Source organism: Priestia sp. TRM10, from assembly GCF_057808375.1.
Window position 1 is genome coordinate 589,857 of sequence record NZ_JBJZOT010000015.1, and the last position, 13,280, is coordinate 603,136.

Annotated in this window: 13 protein-coding genes; 4 read left to right on the forward strand and 9 right to left on the reverse strand. The window is 40.0% G+C overall.

Going from position 1 to position 13,280, the window contains the following annotated elements:
- Nucleotides 1-8: 8 nt before the first annotated feature.
- Nucleotides 9-1,415, reverse strand: a complete 1,407-nt coding sequence (locus ACK3CR_RS19780) for a sigma-54 interaction domain-containing protein (protein ID WP_410914420.1) — start codon at nt 1,413-1,415, stop codon at nt 9-11.
- 381 nt (nt 1,416-1,796) lie between these two features.
- On the opposite strand from ACK3CR_RS19780, the gene ACK3CR_RS19785 reads away from it, so the two are divergent.
- Nucleotides 1,797-2,330, forward strand: a complete 534-nt coding sequence (locus ACK3CR_RS19785) for a DinB family protein (protein WP_410914426.1) — start codon at nt 1,797-1,799, stop codon at nt 2,328-2,330.
- 93 nt (nt 2,331-2,423) lie between these two features.
- On the opposite strand, the gene glnA is transcribed toward ACK3CR_RS19785, so the two are convergent.
- The 4 genes from glnA to hflX form a co-directional block, all read right to left on the reverse strand.
- Nucleotides 2,424-3,758 (reverse strand): type I glutamate--ammonia ligase, encoded by a 1,335-nt coding sequence (glnA, locus tag ACK3CR_RS19790; RefSeq protein WP_243518400.1) that lies wholly within the window; start codon nt 3,756-3,758, stop codon nt 2,424-2,426.
- 74 nt (nt 3,759-3,832) lie between these two features.
- Nucleotides 3,833-4,234 carry a MerR family transcriptional regulator gene (locus ACK3CR_RS19795; RefSeq protein ID WP_019391935.1) on the reverse strand — a complete coding sequence of 134 codons (402 nt, stop codon included), beginning with the start codon at nt 4,232-4,234 and terminating at the stop codon, nt 3,833-3,835.
- Nucleotides 4,235-4,455: 221 nt separating this feature from the next.
- The gene (locus tag ACK3CR_RS19800) at nt 4,456-5,724 is read right to left on the reverse strand and encodes a methionine gamma-lyase family protein (protein WP_488976026.1); all 1,269 of its coding nucleotides are present in this window, start codon (nt 5,722-5,724) and stop codon (nt 4,456-4,458) included.
- A 1-nt stretch (nt 5,725) separates the two neighbouring features.
- On the reverse strand, nt 5,726-6,988 hold the full coding sequence (hflX, locus tag ACK3CR_RS19805; RefSeq protein ID WP_488976027.1) for a GTPase HflX: 1,263 nt from the start codon (nt 6,986-6,988) through the stop codon (nt 5,726-5,728).
- Nucleotides 6,989-7,173: 185 nt separating this feature from the next.
- On the opposite strand from hflX, the gene ACK3CR_RS19810 reads away from it, so the two are divergent.
- Nucleotides 7,174-7,794 (forward strand): trimeric intracellular cation channel family protein, encoded by a 621-nt coding sequence (locus ACK3CR_RS19810; protein ID WP_243518390.1) that lies wholly within the window; start codon nt 7,174-7,176, stop codon nt 7,792-7,794.
- Between the two features lie 14 nt (nt 7,795-7,808).
- On the opposite strand, the gene spoVK is transcribed toward ACK3CR_RS19810, so the two are convergent.
- A complete protein-coding gene (spoVK, locus tag ACK3CR_RS19815) occupies nt 7,809-8,768 on the reverse strand; it encodes a stage V sporulation protein K (RefSeq protein WP_019391931.1) in 960 nt (319 codons plus the stop codon).
- Between the two features lie 180 nt (nt 8,769-8,948).
- Between spoVK and ACK3CR_RS19820 the strand changes: the two genes are divergently transcribed.
- The gene (locus ACK3CR_RS19820; protein ID WP_328122211.1) at nt 8,949-9,122 is read left to right on the forward strand and encodes a Fur-regulated basic protein FbpA; all 174 of its coding nucleotides are present in this window, start codon (nt 8,949-8,951) and stop codon (nt 9,120-9,122) included.
- Nucleotides 9,123-9,192: 70 nt separating this feature from the next.
- Here the strand turns inward: ACK3CR_RS19820 and hfq are convergent, their stop codons facing one another.
- The 3 genes from hfq to ACK3CR_RS19835 form a co-directional block, all read right to left on the reverse strand.
- The gene (hfq, locus tag ACK3CR_RS19825; protein ID WP_019391929.1) at nt 9,193-9,417 is read right to left on the reverse strand and encodes an RNA chaperone Hfq; all 225 of its coding nucleotides are present in this window, start codon (nt 9,415-9,417) and stop codon (nt 9,193-9,195) included.
- Nucleotides 9,418-9,467: 50 nt separating this feature from the next.
- Nucleotides 9,468-10,400 carry a tRNA (adenosine(37)-N6)-dimethylallyltransferase MiaA gene (miaA, locus tag ACK3CR_RS19830; RefSeq protein WP_488976215.1) on the reverse strand — a complete coding sequence of 311 codons (933 nt, stop codon included), beginning with the start codon at nt 10,398-10,400 and terminating at the stop codon, nt 9,468-9,470.
- A 135-nt stretch (nt 10,401-10,535) separates the two neighbouring features.
- Nucleotides 10,536-11,591 carry a DctP family TRAP transporter solute-binding subunit gene (locus ACK3CR_RS19835; RefSeq protein ID WP_243518385.1) on the reverse strand — a complete coding sequence of 352 codons (1,056 nt, stop codon included), beginning with the start codon at nt 11,589-11,591 and terminating at the stop codon, nt 10,536-10,538.
- 98 nt (nt 11,592-11,689) lie between these two features.
- Between ACK3CR_RS19835 and ACK3CR_RS19840 the strand changes: the two genes are divergently transcribed.
- Nucleotides 11,690-13,267, forward strand: coding sequence for an ATP-binding protein (locus tag ACK3CR_RS19840; protein WP_488976028.1), 1,578 nt, complete (start codon nt 11,690-11,692; stop codon nt 13,265-13,267).
- Nucleotides 13,268-13,280: the final 13 nt, after the last annotated feature.

The window sequence follows — 13,280 nt, forward strand, 5'->3', positions numbered from 1 at the left end:
AGGAGTTATTAAATGTTATATTTTTTTAATTTTCTTACAACTGAAGGCTGACTGATCCCTAAAGCATTTGCCATTTCAATGGTGGTTCTATTTTGCTTTTTGGCTTTTAATAACATTTCTTTTTCCACATATTCTAACGCATCCTTAAGCATTAGACCGTCTGCCCGTTGAAAGATTCCTTGTGTCTCTTGATTTCTTATCGATTGCGGCAAGTGTTCTGCAGTAACTAACGTGGTAGGAGAAGTTACCACTAAACGTTCAATCATATTAATTAATTCTCGGATATTTCCTTTCCATTCATATGTCAATAAGCTATGAGTAACAGCTTCATCAAGCTCTTTTGTTCTGTTGTACTTTTTTTCAAATTGCTGAAGAAAATAGGTAATGATAGGGAAAATGTCTTCTGGCCGATCGCGCAACGGAGGGATTGTGATGGGAACGACACTTAAACGAAAATAAAGGTCTTCCCTAAACTCTTTTTCCCTCACTCCTTTTTCCAAGTCTTTGTTCGTTGCTGCAATAAGCCGGCAATCAACCTTTCTCAGCTTTCTACCTCCGACTCGGTAAAATTGTTTCTCCTGAATGAATTTTAATACTTTCACTTGATGGGTGAGAGAAAGTTCCCCTATTTCATCTAAAAATAACGTTCCCCTATCAGCTAGCTCTACCAACCCGACTTTTCCATTACGCGAAGCGCCTGTAAAAGCCCCTGCTTCATAGCCGAAAAATTCAGCTTCAAACAAATGATCGGGAATAGCCCCACAGTTGACTTCTATAAAAGCTCCGTTGTTTCTAGGACTCTTATTATGTATAAATTTAGCTAAATGAGACTTTCCAACCCCAGATTCACCAAGGAGTAGCACATTTACATCAACATCTGAAACTTGTACAGCTGTCGAAAGAACGTTTTGCATTTTTTCACTTTTTGCCACTAGTCCTTCTGTCAGCAGATGTTTGTTTCTGAGCATTTCCAATTCCGTTTTTACGCGTCCCATTTCATCTTCCATGGAATCTAAATATTTCTTAACCTCTATTAACTCCGTGATATCGTGAGAATAGCTGACGACTCGTACGATCTCTCCTTTCGCATCCTTGACAGGGATTCCGGTGACTAATAATTTCTTCCCTTGTTTGGTCGTTTGCACCAATGTTACTTTCTTTTTATCCCGCAAAATAATCGACGTCACATTAGGCGTGAATAAACCTTGTAATTCTAACTCATAAACCGACTGTCCTACCAGTTTTTCCGAATTAACATTATAAATGTCACCCGAACCTTTACTGGCTCTTACAATGATTCCATCCCGATTTGTTACCAGCAAATCATCTTTTAAAGAATTAAGAATTAATTCATTTTCGTTCCAGTCTTTTTGTTTCATGGTCAACACCTTTTCAAATTGATTATAATTATTCATTTTTGAAATATACTCCCTTCAATGCTTATAAACAAAGGGTATTCAAAAATAAATAATTATTTATTTTTGAATAATATTAGCATGCCTACGTGACCTCAACAAGCATTTCTTCAAATAGCTTCAATTATGACTCGTTACAGATCGACTTTTCCTTTACCAGTCCGTTTGTTTCATATTTAACATCGTTCCATTAAAGGGTCAGGAATTTATATGCATTGATAATAATATTAAGCATGAATTTGCGTTTACACCTTCATTTTATTGAAAAAAATAAAAGGTATTATTTGTAAGGTAATCGAAGTTTATTCAGAAGATGTTATTTCATTTAGCATTGTAACGTACTATAAGAAGAAAAAAATTATCAAGAAAGTGGGAGATCAATTGGATACAAAAGAGATATTGAAGCGATTCGAACAGGTGGTTACATATTATATTGAAGAGTTAAGTAAATATTCGCTAGATGAGTTTAGGAGAAAGCCTTCTGAGGATGAATGGTCATTAGGACAAATGTACAATCATTTAATAAAGTGCACTCTTGATCTTCATTTGAAAGCAATTGAGCAATGTGCTAATGGCAATGCTTCCGATGGGGGCCAAAAAACAGAAATAGGCGAATCGATTTTTAAAGAAGGAACGTTTCCTCCAATCAGAGTAAAAGGTCCGGATACACCGGATTTCACGCCGCCAAATCCTACAGGAAAAGAAGAGGTAAAGGAAGGACTTCTTCAAACCAATGAGAAAATGCGGGAGATCGAAAGAAAGCTCTCTGACATCCCGGCAAGCCAGAAAGTTCAGCACCGGGCAATGGGATATTTAAATGCGGAGGAATATTTTCAGCTAATCGAAATGCATTTCCGACACCACTTCCGGCAAAAAGAGCGAATCGATCAGTTTCTTTCAAAAGTAAGTAAGTAAGGTATATAAGATGTTTCATTACACGTTGAGCAATCCATAAAAGAAGCCCTTGATACTCTTCGTATCAAGGGCTTCTATCACTTTATTAATCTCTTAATAAAGCGTCATATATTGGTCACGTTCCCATGGATGTACTTGCGTACGGAACATATCCCACTCGATTTCTTTCGCTTCGATGAAGTGTTCGAATAGGTGTTTTCCTAGGGCATTAACCATTACTTCGTTTGATTTAAGCTCTTCAAGCGCTGCAGCAAGTGTTGCTGGAAGGTCTGAGATGCCTTCTTGTTCACGCTCTGGCTTGTTCATAACGTAGATGTTGCGGTCAATTGGTTTTGGCGGAGTTAGTTTGTTTTTAATTCCGTCAAGACCTGCTGCAAGCATAACAGCGATTGCTAAGTATGGGTTTGCTGCAGGGTCAACGCTACGTACTTCAACACGTGTGCTAAGACCGCGTGATGCTGGGATACGAATTAACGGGCTGCGGTTTTGTGCAGACCAAGCAACATAACATGGTGCTTCATATCCAGGTACAAGACGTTTGTATGAGTTAACTGTTGGGTTTGTTACAGCTGTAAAGCTTGTTGCGTGCTTAACAATTCCTGCGATAAACTGGCGAGCTGTGTCGCTTAGCTGAAGGTCAGCGTCTTTATCGAAGAATGAGTTTTGTCCATTATTAAATAGAGATAAGTTACAGTGCATACCAGAACCGTTAACACCGAAAAGTGGTTTTGGCATAAATGTTGCATGTAGTCCGTGTTTGCGTGCGATTGTTTTGACAACAAGCTTGAACGTTTGGATGTCATCGCATGCTCTTAGGGCATTTGCATATTTGAAGTCGATTTCGTGCTGACCAGGAGCAACCTCATGGTGAGATGCTTCAACCTCAAAGCCCATTTCTTCAAGCTCAAGCACGATATCACGACGGCAGTTTTCACCTAAGTCTGTTGGTGCTAGGTCAAAATATCCGCCTTTATCGTTTAGTTCAAGAGTTGGCTCTCCCTTTTCATCTAACTTGAATAAGAAGAATTCTGGCTCAGGTCCAAGATTGAAATCTGTGAAGCCTAGTTCTTCCATCTCTTTTAAGATGCGCTTCAAGTTGTTACGAGGGTCCCCTTCGAATGGAGTGCCGTCTGGATTGTAGATGTCACAAATAAGACGAGCTACTTTTCCTTTTTCAGATGTCCATGGGAACACTACCCATGTGTCAAGATCCGGATATAAGTACATATCAGATTCTTCAATACGAACAAAGCCTTCAATTGAAGATCCGTCAAACATCATTTTATTATCAAGCGCTTTTTCAAGCTGACTTGAAGGAATTTCAACGTTTTTAATCGTTCCTAGGATATCCGTAAACTGCAAGCGGATATATTTTACGTTCTCTTCGTTCGCCATTTTGAAAATGTCTTCTTTTGTGTACTTTGCCATCATTTATCCTCCCCTGAATAACTAACACTAGTAATTTATTTAGAATACTTCAAAATGAAGTAACCCTTACATTATTAATGGAAAAAGCGTGACATATCCCCTTGATTTAACGCTGTGCGGTTTTGTCTTCCCGCTTGGTGCGTAATTTCAGAGCGCCATAGTTTGCGAAGTTCTTCTTCGCTCATCTCTTGGTCTGGCGTCTTTACTTCTGTTTTTGTATACTTGCCTTTTTCCTTTTGAACTTCGAAAATTTGCTTGATTCCAGCTAAATTGACGCCTCTTTCAATTAGTTCCTTGATTTCAAGAAGCTTATCAACGTCGTTAAATGTGAAAAGACGTCGATTTCCTTCTGTTCTCGCAGGAGCAATAAGATCGTGTTCCTCATAGTAACGAACCTGCCTTGCTGATAGTTCTGTCAATTTCATAACGATACTCATTGGAAATAAAGGCATGTTTCGACGAATATTATCACCCATATTTCGTTCCTCCTTTACTTAACTACCCTTATTGTAGAACATGTGAATTCCTGTGTCAATTATATGTTAGTTTTTCTAACATTATTTTTTATGAATTTTCAGACGCACTGTTTTTCCCCTTTGTTCTAGAGCCCTAGAGCAGCTGAGAACAAAGAGTTATCATCAGCAATTCACGTTATTTTTCTTTTGTATATATTAACTAAATCTTTTTTATGAAAGCGTTACAGAGCTAACAACTCTTTTTCGATTAATGACGTTACAGCGGAAAGAATCGCAATCTTTACGTGCTCATACGTTAGTCCGCCTTGTACATATGCTACAAATGGAGGACGAATCGGTCCGTCCGCCGTTAATTCAAGGCTTGCTCCTTGGATGAACGTACCTGCTGCCATAATCACGTCATCTTCATAGCCAGGCATATAGCTTGGATACGGAGTAACGTGGGAATTAATTGGTGAAGCATATTGAATAGCTTGGCAAAAAGCAACCATTTTGTCTCGCTCATCAAACTGAACAGATTGAATAAGGTCTGTCCGGCTTTCATGCCATTTTGGACTTGTATTCATGCCAAGACGTTCTAGAAGCGCAGATGTGAAAATCGCGCCTTTTAACGCTTGCGCCACAGTGTGTGGCGCCATAAAGAAACCTTGATACATTTCTTGAAGGCTGTATAGTGATGCACCTGCTTCACTGCCAAGTCCTGGTGCTGTCATACGGTATGAGCAAAGCTCAACAAGGTCACAACGACCCGCAATATAGCCACCGATTTTCGCCAAGCCGCCGCCCGGGTTTTTAATAAGCGAGCCTGCCATAAGATCTGCGCCAACATGTGATGGCTCCATTGTTTCAACAAATTCACCGTAACAGTTATCAACAAAAACAATAACATCTGGGTTAATGTTTTTGACGAAAGTAATCATTTCCCGAATTTGTTCTACAGTAAACGACGGACGAATGCCATAACCTTTTGAACGCTGAATGCCAATCATTTTCGTATGTTCATTCATGCTTTCTTTTACAGCTTCGAAATCGACGTTTCCGTCTTCCCCTAGCGGAACGGCATGATAGCCAATATTAAAGTCTTTTAACGAGCCAATGCCTTCTTTGCCTCTGATGCCCACAATTTCTTCAAGTGTATCGTACGGCTTTCCTGTAATATATAAAAGCTCGTCCCCTGGGCGAAGCACACCAAATAGGGCTGTTGAAATGGCATGCGTCCCTGAAATAATTTGCGGACGTACAAGAGCTGCATCTGTTCCGAACACGTCAGCATAAACACGTTCAAGCGCATCTCTTCCAATATCGTCATAACCATATCCTGTTGATGGTGTAAAGTGCACGTCACCAATTTGATGCTCACGGAAACTTTTTAACACGCGATGCTGGTTGTATTGAGCAATTACATCTACTTCCCCGTGTCTTTCCTTAATGAGTGCTTCTACTTCTTCTGCAATGCGTGCTAATTTTGTTCCGTACAACTTTTCTAACATATTACTTTTCTCGCTCCCTCAATGATTCATACAGCGGATGTGTTTTAGCTATATAGCCGCTGCATTCATATACTTCTTTTTCTTCATTAAAATGAAAACCTTCTAAAATACTGTCGCGTTTTAGAGTTGACAGCCACTCTCCTTCACCTGGCGAAAGCTCTACATTGTAGTGCTCCATCGAAGATTTGATAAGATCAAGCGTTTTAGTTTTAAGCTCTTCAATATCCTTAGCGTCAAGCGCTGAGATTAATAAGGACTCTGTTGTAGACGGGATAAATTCCGGATCCACTTCATCCTTCTTATTATAAACGGTTAACATCGGTACGTCTGTAACATTTAACTCTTCTAAGAGTTTATGTACCGTTTTTTCATGTGTTGTGTAATCCGGATTTGAGCTGTCAACAACATGTAAGATAAAATCGGCTTCTGTTACTTCTTCAAGCGTTGAACGGAAAGCAGCAACAAGCGTTGTTGGCAAGTCTTGAATAAATCCAACCGTATCTGTTAGCAAAATATCAAGTCCTGATGGAAGCTGCGTTTTGCGCGTTAGCGGATCAAGCGTTGCAAAAAGCTGGTTCTCCTCAAATGTTCCTGCATTTGTCAACTTGTTAAAAAGCGTTGATTTCCCTGCGTTTGTATAGCCAACAAGTGATACTTGAATCGACTGATTTTCCTTACGACGCGCTCTATAGCGTTTGCGGTGTTCAACAACTGTTTTAAGCTGCTGTTTTAAATCATGAATTCTGCCGCGAATGTGACGTCGGTCTGTTTCAAGCTTTGTTTCCCCAGGTCCGCGCGTTCCGATTCCGGCTCCAAGACGAGATAAATTCACACCTTGCCCTGACAAGCGAGGTAATAAATAGTTGAGCTGTGCAAGCTCAACTTGCAGGTGTCCTTCTTTGGTTGCAGCGCGCTGTGCAAAGATATCTAAAATAAGCTGCGTTCTGTCAATAATCCGAACGCTTAGCATGTCTGTTAAGTTGCGAAGCTGACTTGGTGAAAGCTCGTCATTGAATACAACAAGATCAGGCTCTGTTTCTTCAACAGCTGCGAGCAGTTCTTCAAGCTTTCCTTTTCCAATATATGTAGCAGGATGGACTCGTTCACGCTTTTGCGTTAGCGTCAAAATTACTTCTCCACCAGCCGTTTCTGTTAACGACTCGAGCTCATCTAACGAATGGCCGAAGCGAACTTCGTCATCCCCTGGAAGCTGACAGCCAACAAGTACAGTTTTTTCCTTTTCGTTTCGTTGTAAAGTATGCAAACTTTTTCCTACTTTCTTCTCATATATTCACCTAATTGCTAAATCAATCCTATCATAGCAAAAAGATGCGGGAGTTTACAAAATTTTTAAAGCTTTTATTTTAAAATGCCCGATATCCTCTTGAATAAATAGAGAAATCGGCATACAATTTGAATGATTTCGTATTTATGGGGGTTGAGTCTGGCGTGACGTGGGAAGTGTTAAGCATCATTGGAACAATTGCGTTCGCAATCAGCGGCGCGATTATCGCCATGGAAGAAGAATATGATATTTTAGGCGTTTATATTTTAGGGATTGTTACCGCATTTGGTGGAGGTGCCATCCGAAATGTGCTAATCGGCGTTCCGGTTTCCACGCTTTGGGATCAAAGCATGTATTTCCACATTGCGCTTATTTCGATTACACTGGTCTTTTTATTTCCTAATCATTTATTAAAACACTGGCACAAGTGGGGAAACTTAACGGACGCAATTGGGCTTGCCGCATTTGCCATTCAAGGCGCGCTTTATGCAACAGAGATGAACCACCCTCTTAGCGCGGTTATCGTAGCCGCTGTTTTAACAGGATGTGGTGGCGGACTTGTGCGTGACTTGCTTGCAAGACGAAAGCCGCTTGTACTGCATGATGAGATTTATGCGGTGTGGGCTGTGATGGCTGCGCTTTTCATCGGGCTTAACATTGCAACAACGCCCATCAGCCTCTATGTTCTTCTTGTTGGAATTGTTGGGCTTCGGATGTGCTCTCTTTTTTATAAATGGCGCTTGCCTTTCAGATCGCTTCGCCAAGAAAGAGGAACAGAAATGTAAGAAAAGGTGTCGTCTCAAAACGACACCTTTTCTCCGTCTGATAAAATTAAATCAATACTCTTTAACGTCATCAATTCTTCACGATCGAACTTATTTGTTGTGAGGAGCCGCATGGCTTGTGAGCGAATCGACTTCTCAATCACGTTCCTGACATAGCGTCCATTGCTGAAAGTTTGAAGGCTTGACTGTCCTGTTACGTCGTTTAAATGCTGACGAAGTTTATACAGCGCTTCTTTTGTCAGCTCGTATTGACGTTCTTTTAACATTTTATCCGCAATTTGCAAAAGCTCACTTACTGTATAATCTTTAAAATCAATCACAAGTGGAAATCTCGATTTTAAGCCTGGATTCAGCATTAAGAAGTTATCCATCTCGCGGGAATACCCCGCTAAGATCAGCACAAACTCTTGATGTCTGTCTTCCATATGTTTTACAAGCGTGTCGATGGCTTCTTTTCCAAAGTCTTTCTCTCCGCCTCTGCCAAGTGAATAAGCTTCATCAATAAACAAAATGCCGCCCATTGCTTTTTTTATGAGATCACGCGTCTTTTGCGCCGTATGTCCGATATATTCCCCAACTAAATCTGCCCGCTCTGCTTCAATTAAATGCCCTTTTGAGAGCACCTTCATTTCAAGAAACAGTTTGGCTAGAAGTCTCGCAACTGTTGTTTTCCCTGTGCCTGGATTTCCTTTGAACATCATATGAAGCGCCTGTTTTTCAGCTTTCAAACCGATTTCTTCGCGCCTTTTGCTCACGTAAAGCCATGCGTACACTTCTTTCACGATGCGCTTCATTTCTTCCATACCAACAAGCTTTGCCATCTCTCTTTCGATATCGCGAAGGGCTTCATGTTTTACCTCTTGCTTTACAACAGGGATAAAGGAGGAAGTTTGAGTTCCATGTGTTTTTTGCGTTTCATTATTTAAAACGATGTTAATTTGACCGTTATTTTTTAGCGTAACTGGTCTCTCCAAGAACGTTCACCTCTTTACTTCTTGTGCTGATTCTCACATCTTCAAAAAACCTCTCTTTCTTTCACTTTATGTTAAAAGAAAAAAATCCATGTTAAAAATCTAAAGCTGTTTAGAAATTTGTTAATGTGGGAATAACCTTTTTAGAGAAAATGCTTTCAAGTTGTGAAAGGAATGTCAAATATGAACAAAGTGAAACAAAAAGCGGCAGAAGACCGCAAAAATCAACTAATCACAAAACTATTAAACGTTGGGTTATATAAAAAGTATGGAAAACATCTTTACGAGTTTTCGCTTCAAGAACTTGAAAAAGAGTATCTCAACCAAACGAACCAAAAAATAATCTCTCGCACATAAATAGAAAAAGAGGCAACCTCATGATGAGGTTGCCTCTTTTATGTAAAACATAGGCATGAGCGCCTTGTATTTATTCAAATTCCATTGAAACAGGTTTGTTTGGCGCAAACGTCGAGATCGCATGCTTATAGATAAGCTGCTGTTTGCCTTCCGTTTCTAATAAAACGGTAAAATTATCGAACCCTTTTACAAGGCCGCGAAGTTGAAAACCGTTTAGTAGGAATACTGTTACAAATACGTTGTCTTTGCGAAGCTGATTTAAAAACTGATCTTGAATGTTGATTGACTGTTTCATGATATTGCCTCCTCTTTATCTCTATAAGCTAACTATTTCTCGATTATATCCTATTTTCCTTCTATATAAGCAAAAATTTCAGCAAACTTTTCAGAAGGACGAGCATCTGTCATGTCAAACCACTGTATAGGCAAACGATTGCGGAACCATGTGAGCTGACGTTTTGCATATCGTCTTGAATTGCGCTTTAAGAGCTCAACAGCTTCCTCTAAGCTTGTGCGCCCTTCCGCAAAATCGTACAGCTCTTTATAGCCGATTGCTTGAACAGACTGCGCCTCTTTATTAATTCCTCTTTGGATTAAATCTGAAACCTCTTTTAAAAGTCCCTTACTCATCATAATATCAACGCGCTCGTTGATTCTCGCATATAGTTTCTCTCGCTCCATTGTAAGTCCAATAAAGACTACATCATAAAGAAGCTCATGCTTTTCTTCGTCAACATGCTCACTAAACGGCGTTCCTGTTGTTTCGTATACTTCAAGCGCGCGGATGACCCGTCTTGTGTTATTCATATGAATGCGCTCTGCGCTTAGCGGATCCACTTTTTGGAGCTCACTGTGAAGCACTTCTGCTCCTACGCGACCTAGACGCTCTTCTAGACTCGTGCGAACTGCACTGTTTGCTTTTTCTTTTGTAAACTCGTAGTCGTAAAGTGCCGCTTGAATATAAAGCCCTGTTCCACCTACAATCATCGGCAGCTTTCCTCTACTTGTAATATCGCGCATTTTGTCGCGCACAAGCTTTTGAAATTCGGCAACAGAGAAACTTTCGTCCGGATCCTTAATGTCAATAAGATGATGCACAACACCATCCATCTCCCCTTCCGTAATTTTCGCTGTGCCAATATCCATTCCTCGGTAAATTTGCATCGAGTCTCCTGATATAATCTCAGCGTTCAGCTTTTTTGCGAGCTTTATGCTTAGCTCGGTTTTTCCAACGGCCGTTGGACCGATAATTACGACCACTTTTTCTTTCGCTGTCAAACTCTCACCACTTTTCTGTTCTTCAACCCTTATATCCAATATGACAAGATTTATACGTACATTCACGTTTTTTGTCTCATTTTGTATTCTACGCGGAACGCTCCCCTATATTCAAGAGCCGTTTGGTCCTATGAACTAAAAATTGCCGTCTCTAAGCTTTATCGCTTCCTTTATGAGTGATGGACCGAATTCTTCTTCATATTTCTTATAAAGAGGAGATAGCGCTTTAAGCCATTCTTTGCGCTCTTTTTTCGTTAATGTATGAATCTTCATTGACGAGTTTTTGCGGATATACTGAAGCTGCTCTTTGTTTTTTTCAAGTGCCTCTTTTTCATTCCACGCTGTCGCTTCTTTCATGGCTTCTAAAATAATGTTCTTCGTTTCCTCATCTTGTTCATCCCAAAATGAACGATTAATCATTACTGCGTAAGCAAGATAGCCATGATTTGTGATTGTCATGTTTTGCTGAACATTATAAAATCCTTTTGAATAAATGTTAGACACCGTATTTTCTTCCCCATCAATTTCCTTCCTATTAAGCAAAGAATAGGTATCGTTGAACTGGTGCTGAATACCGTCTGCTCCAAGCATTGTAAACTGAGCATCTAAGACAGGACTTTGCATAATCCGAAATTTTTGTCCGCTCACATCTTCAGGTTTTTTAATCACTTTCTCATTTGTTGTAAGCTGCTTAAAACCGTTAGACCATAGAGCAAGCCCTTTGATATCTGTTCCATCTAATGTTTGTAACAGCTCTTTTCCAATGGGTCCTTCAAGTCCATGTCGAACGGCTTCCTCATTCGGAAAAATGAACGGCAAGTCAAGTACGCCCCATTTTGGTGACAGCATTTGGAGCTTTGAAGTGGCGGGTGCAATCATCTGTACTTTTCCTTCTTCTAATGCTGAGACTTCTTCAATATCTGAATAAAGACTTCCATTTGGAAAAACAGCCACTTTGATTTTACCGTCTGACTTTTCTTCTACAAGTCTAGCAAACCTGTCTACTGCGAGCCCTTTTGGTGTATTTTCGGCAACAACGTGGCTGAACTTAATTAAAACTTGATCCCTTAATCCTTTCTGATCATCATCATAAGGAAGTTCCTTAAAAGGAAAAAGATGATGGAATCCAAACACGATAGCGGTTACAATACCAGTAAACAAAAAAAGGATGAGAAGAATTGTTTTTTTCACATCATCCCTACCTTTCTTTTTAAAGCTTTTTCATACTATTATTATAGGATAAGTTAGCTTATAAAACATATTTATTTTCTACTTGAGAGGATCCTGCCATGCTCAAAAAACTATCAATAAGCTGGAAAATTACAACTCTATCATACGCAATTGTTCTTTTCTCACTTTTAATTGCCGGGATTTTTTTAGTCGGGATTGTTGGTCAAACAAAAGAACAGGAAATTGGGATGCGCTCAATGAACACAGCGAGAACGGTCGCAGAGCTCACAGATGTCGAGGAAATGCTCCGGGAAAAAGAAGGCTGGAAGAAACTGAATCCGATTATTGAACGGCTCAGAATCATCAACGGAGCAGACTATATCGTTGTGATGAATATGGAGCATATCCGCTACTCTCATCCGGCAAATGAGTTGCTAGGAAAAGTATCCAAGGGACGAGATGAAGACGCAGCATTTGCTGAACATATTTATCTATCAAAAGCACGCGGAGAATTAGGAACGTCCTTGAGAGCTTTTGTTCCTATTAAAGACGAGGAGCTTAATCAAATTGGCGTTGTCCTTGTTGGCAAAACACTCCCTAGCACATGGGATATTTTGATGAACTTAAAAAAAGAAATTTTCATTGTTTTATTCATTACCCTACTTTTTGGCGTCATTGGCTCTTTTATGCTTGCACGACATATTAAAAATCAAATGTTCAAGCTTGAGCCACATGAAATTGTCCGCATTCTTGAAGAGCGGACAGCCACATTTCATGCGTTGAATGAAGGGGTAATTGCGATTGATAATAAGGAAGAGATTACGATTTTTAACGAGAAAGCACGCTCCATCTTTAATGTCCAAGGCGAGGTAGTCGGCAAGCTGATTCGTTCAGTATTAAAAGACACTCACCTTCCTGAGATTCTTTATTCAAATCGTCACGTGCATAATCAGGAAATTCAAATGAGCGGCAAGCGGATTTTTAGTAATCGCTTTCCGATTAAAGTAAATGATGAGCGCATTGGAGCTGTGGCAATTTTTCAAGATCGCACAGAAGTGGCCGCGCTTGCTGAAGAATTAACAGGCGTAAAAAACTTCGTCGATGCCCTACGTGTACAAAATCATGAGCATATGAACAAGCTTCATAGCATTGCAGGCCTTATTCAGCTTGGACGTACAGCAGAAGCTCTTCAGTTTGTTTTTCAAATTTCAAAAGAGCAGGAAAAGCTTACAAACTTCCTTAATGAGCATATTCACCATCCTGCTGTGTCAGGGCTGCTCTTAAGCAAAGTAAGCCGCGGCAAAGAGCTTGATATTGACGTTGTGATTGATCCTAACTCATCGCTTACAGACTTTCCCCCAGGTCTTGATTATCACGATTTCGTTATTCTGCTTGGCAACTTAATTGAAAATGCGTTTGATGCTCTTGAAAAAAGCTCACACACCGAGAAGCGAATTGATGTGAGCATTGATGAATCAGAAGGAGTATGCGCGATTCTTGTTGAGGATAATGGAATTGGCATTGAAGATCATGATGTGCCGCTTCTTTTCCACCGACATTTTACAAAAGGAAAAGAAAGCGGTCAAGGCATTGGCTTATACCTTGTAAAACAAGTTGTTGATAAAGGTGACGGAGAGATTACCGTTACTTCAGATGTTGGCTATGGTACAACCTTTTTAATTACCTTTCCACTCTAGGATGGAGGAACAG

What these genes read in the sequence shown, in the direction of transcription:
- ACK3CR_RS19780 (WP_410914420.1), bottom strand. Translation starts at nt 1,415, where the DNA reads ATGAATAATTATAATCAATTTGAAAAGGTGTTGACCATGAAACAAAAA.
- ACK3CR_RS19800 (WP_488976026.1), bottom strand. Translation starts at nt 5,724, where the DNA reads ATGTTAGAAAAGTTGTACGGAACAAAATTAGCACGCATTGCAGAAGAA.
- ACK3CR_RS19840 (WP_488976028.1), top strand. Translation starts at nt 11,690, where the DNA reads ATGCTCAAAAAACTATCAATAAGCTGGAAAATTACAACTCTATCATAC.
- ACK3CR_RS19795 (WP_019391935.1), bottom strand. Translation starts at nt 4,234, where the DNA reads ATGGGTGATAATATTCGTCGAAACATGCCTTTATTTCCAATGAGTATC.
- glnA (WP_243518400.1), bottom strand. Translation starts at nt 3,758, where the DNA reads ATGGCAAAGTACACAAAAGAAGACATTTTCAAAATGGCGAACGAAGAG.
- hfq (WP_019391929.1), bottom strand. Translation starts at nt 9,417, where the DNA reads ATGAAACAGTCAATCAACATTCAAGATCAGTTTTTAAATCAGCTTCGC.
- ACK3CR_RS19820 (WP_328122211.1), top strand. Translation starts at nt 8,949, where the DNA reads ATGAACAAAGTGAAACAAAAAGCGGCAGAAGACCGCAAAAATCAACTA.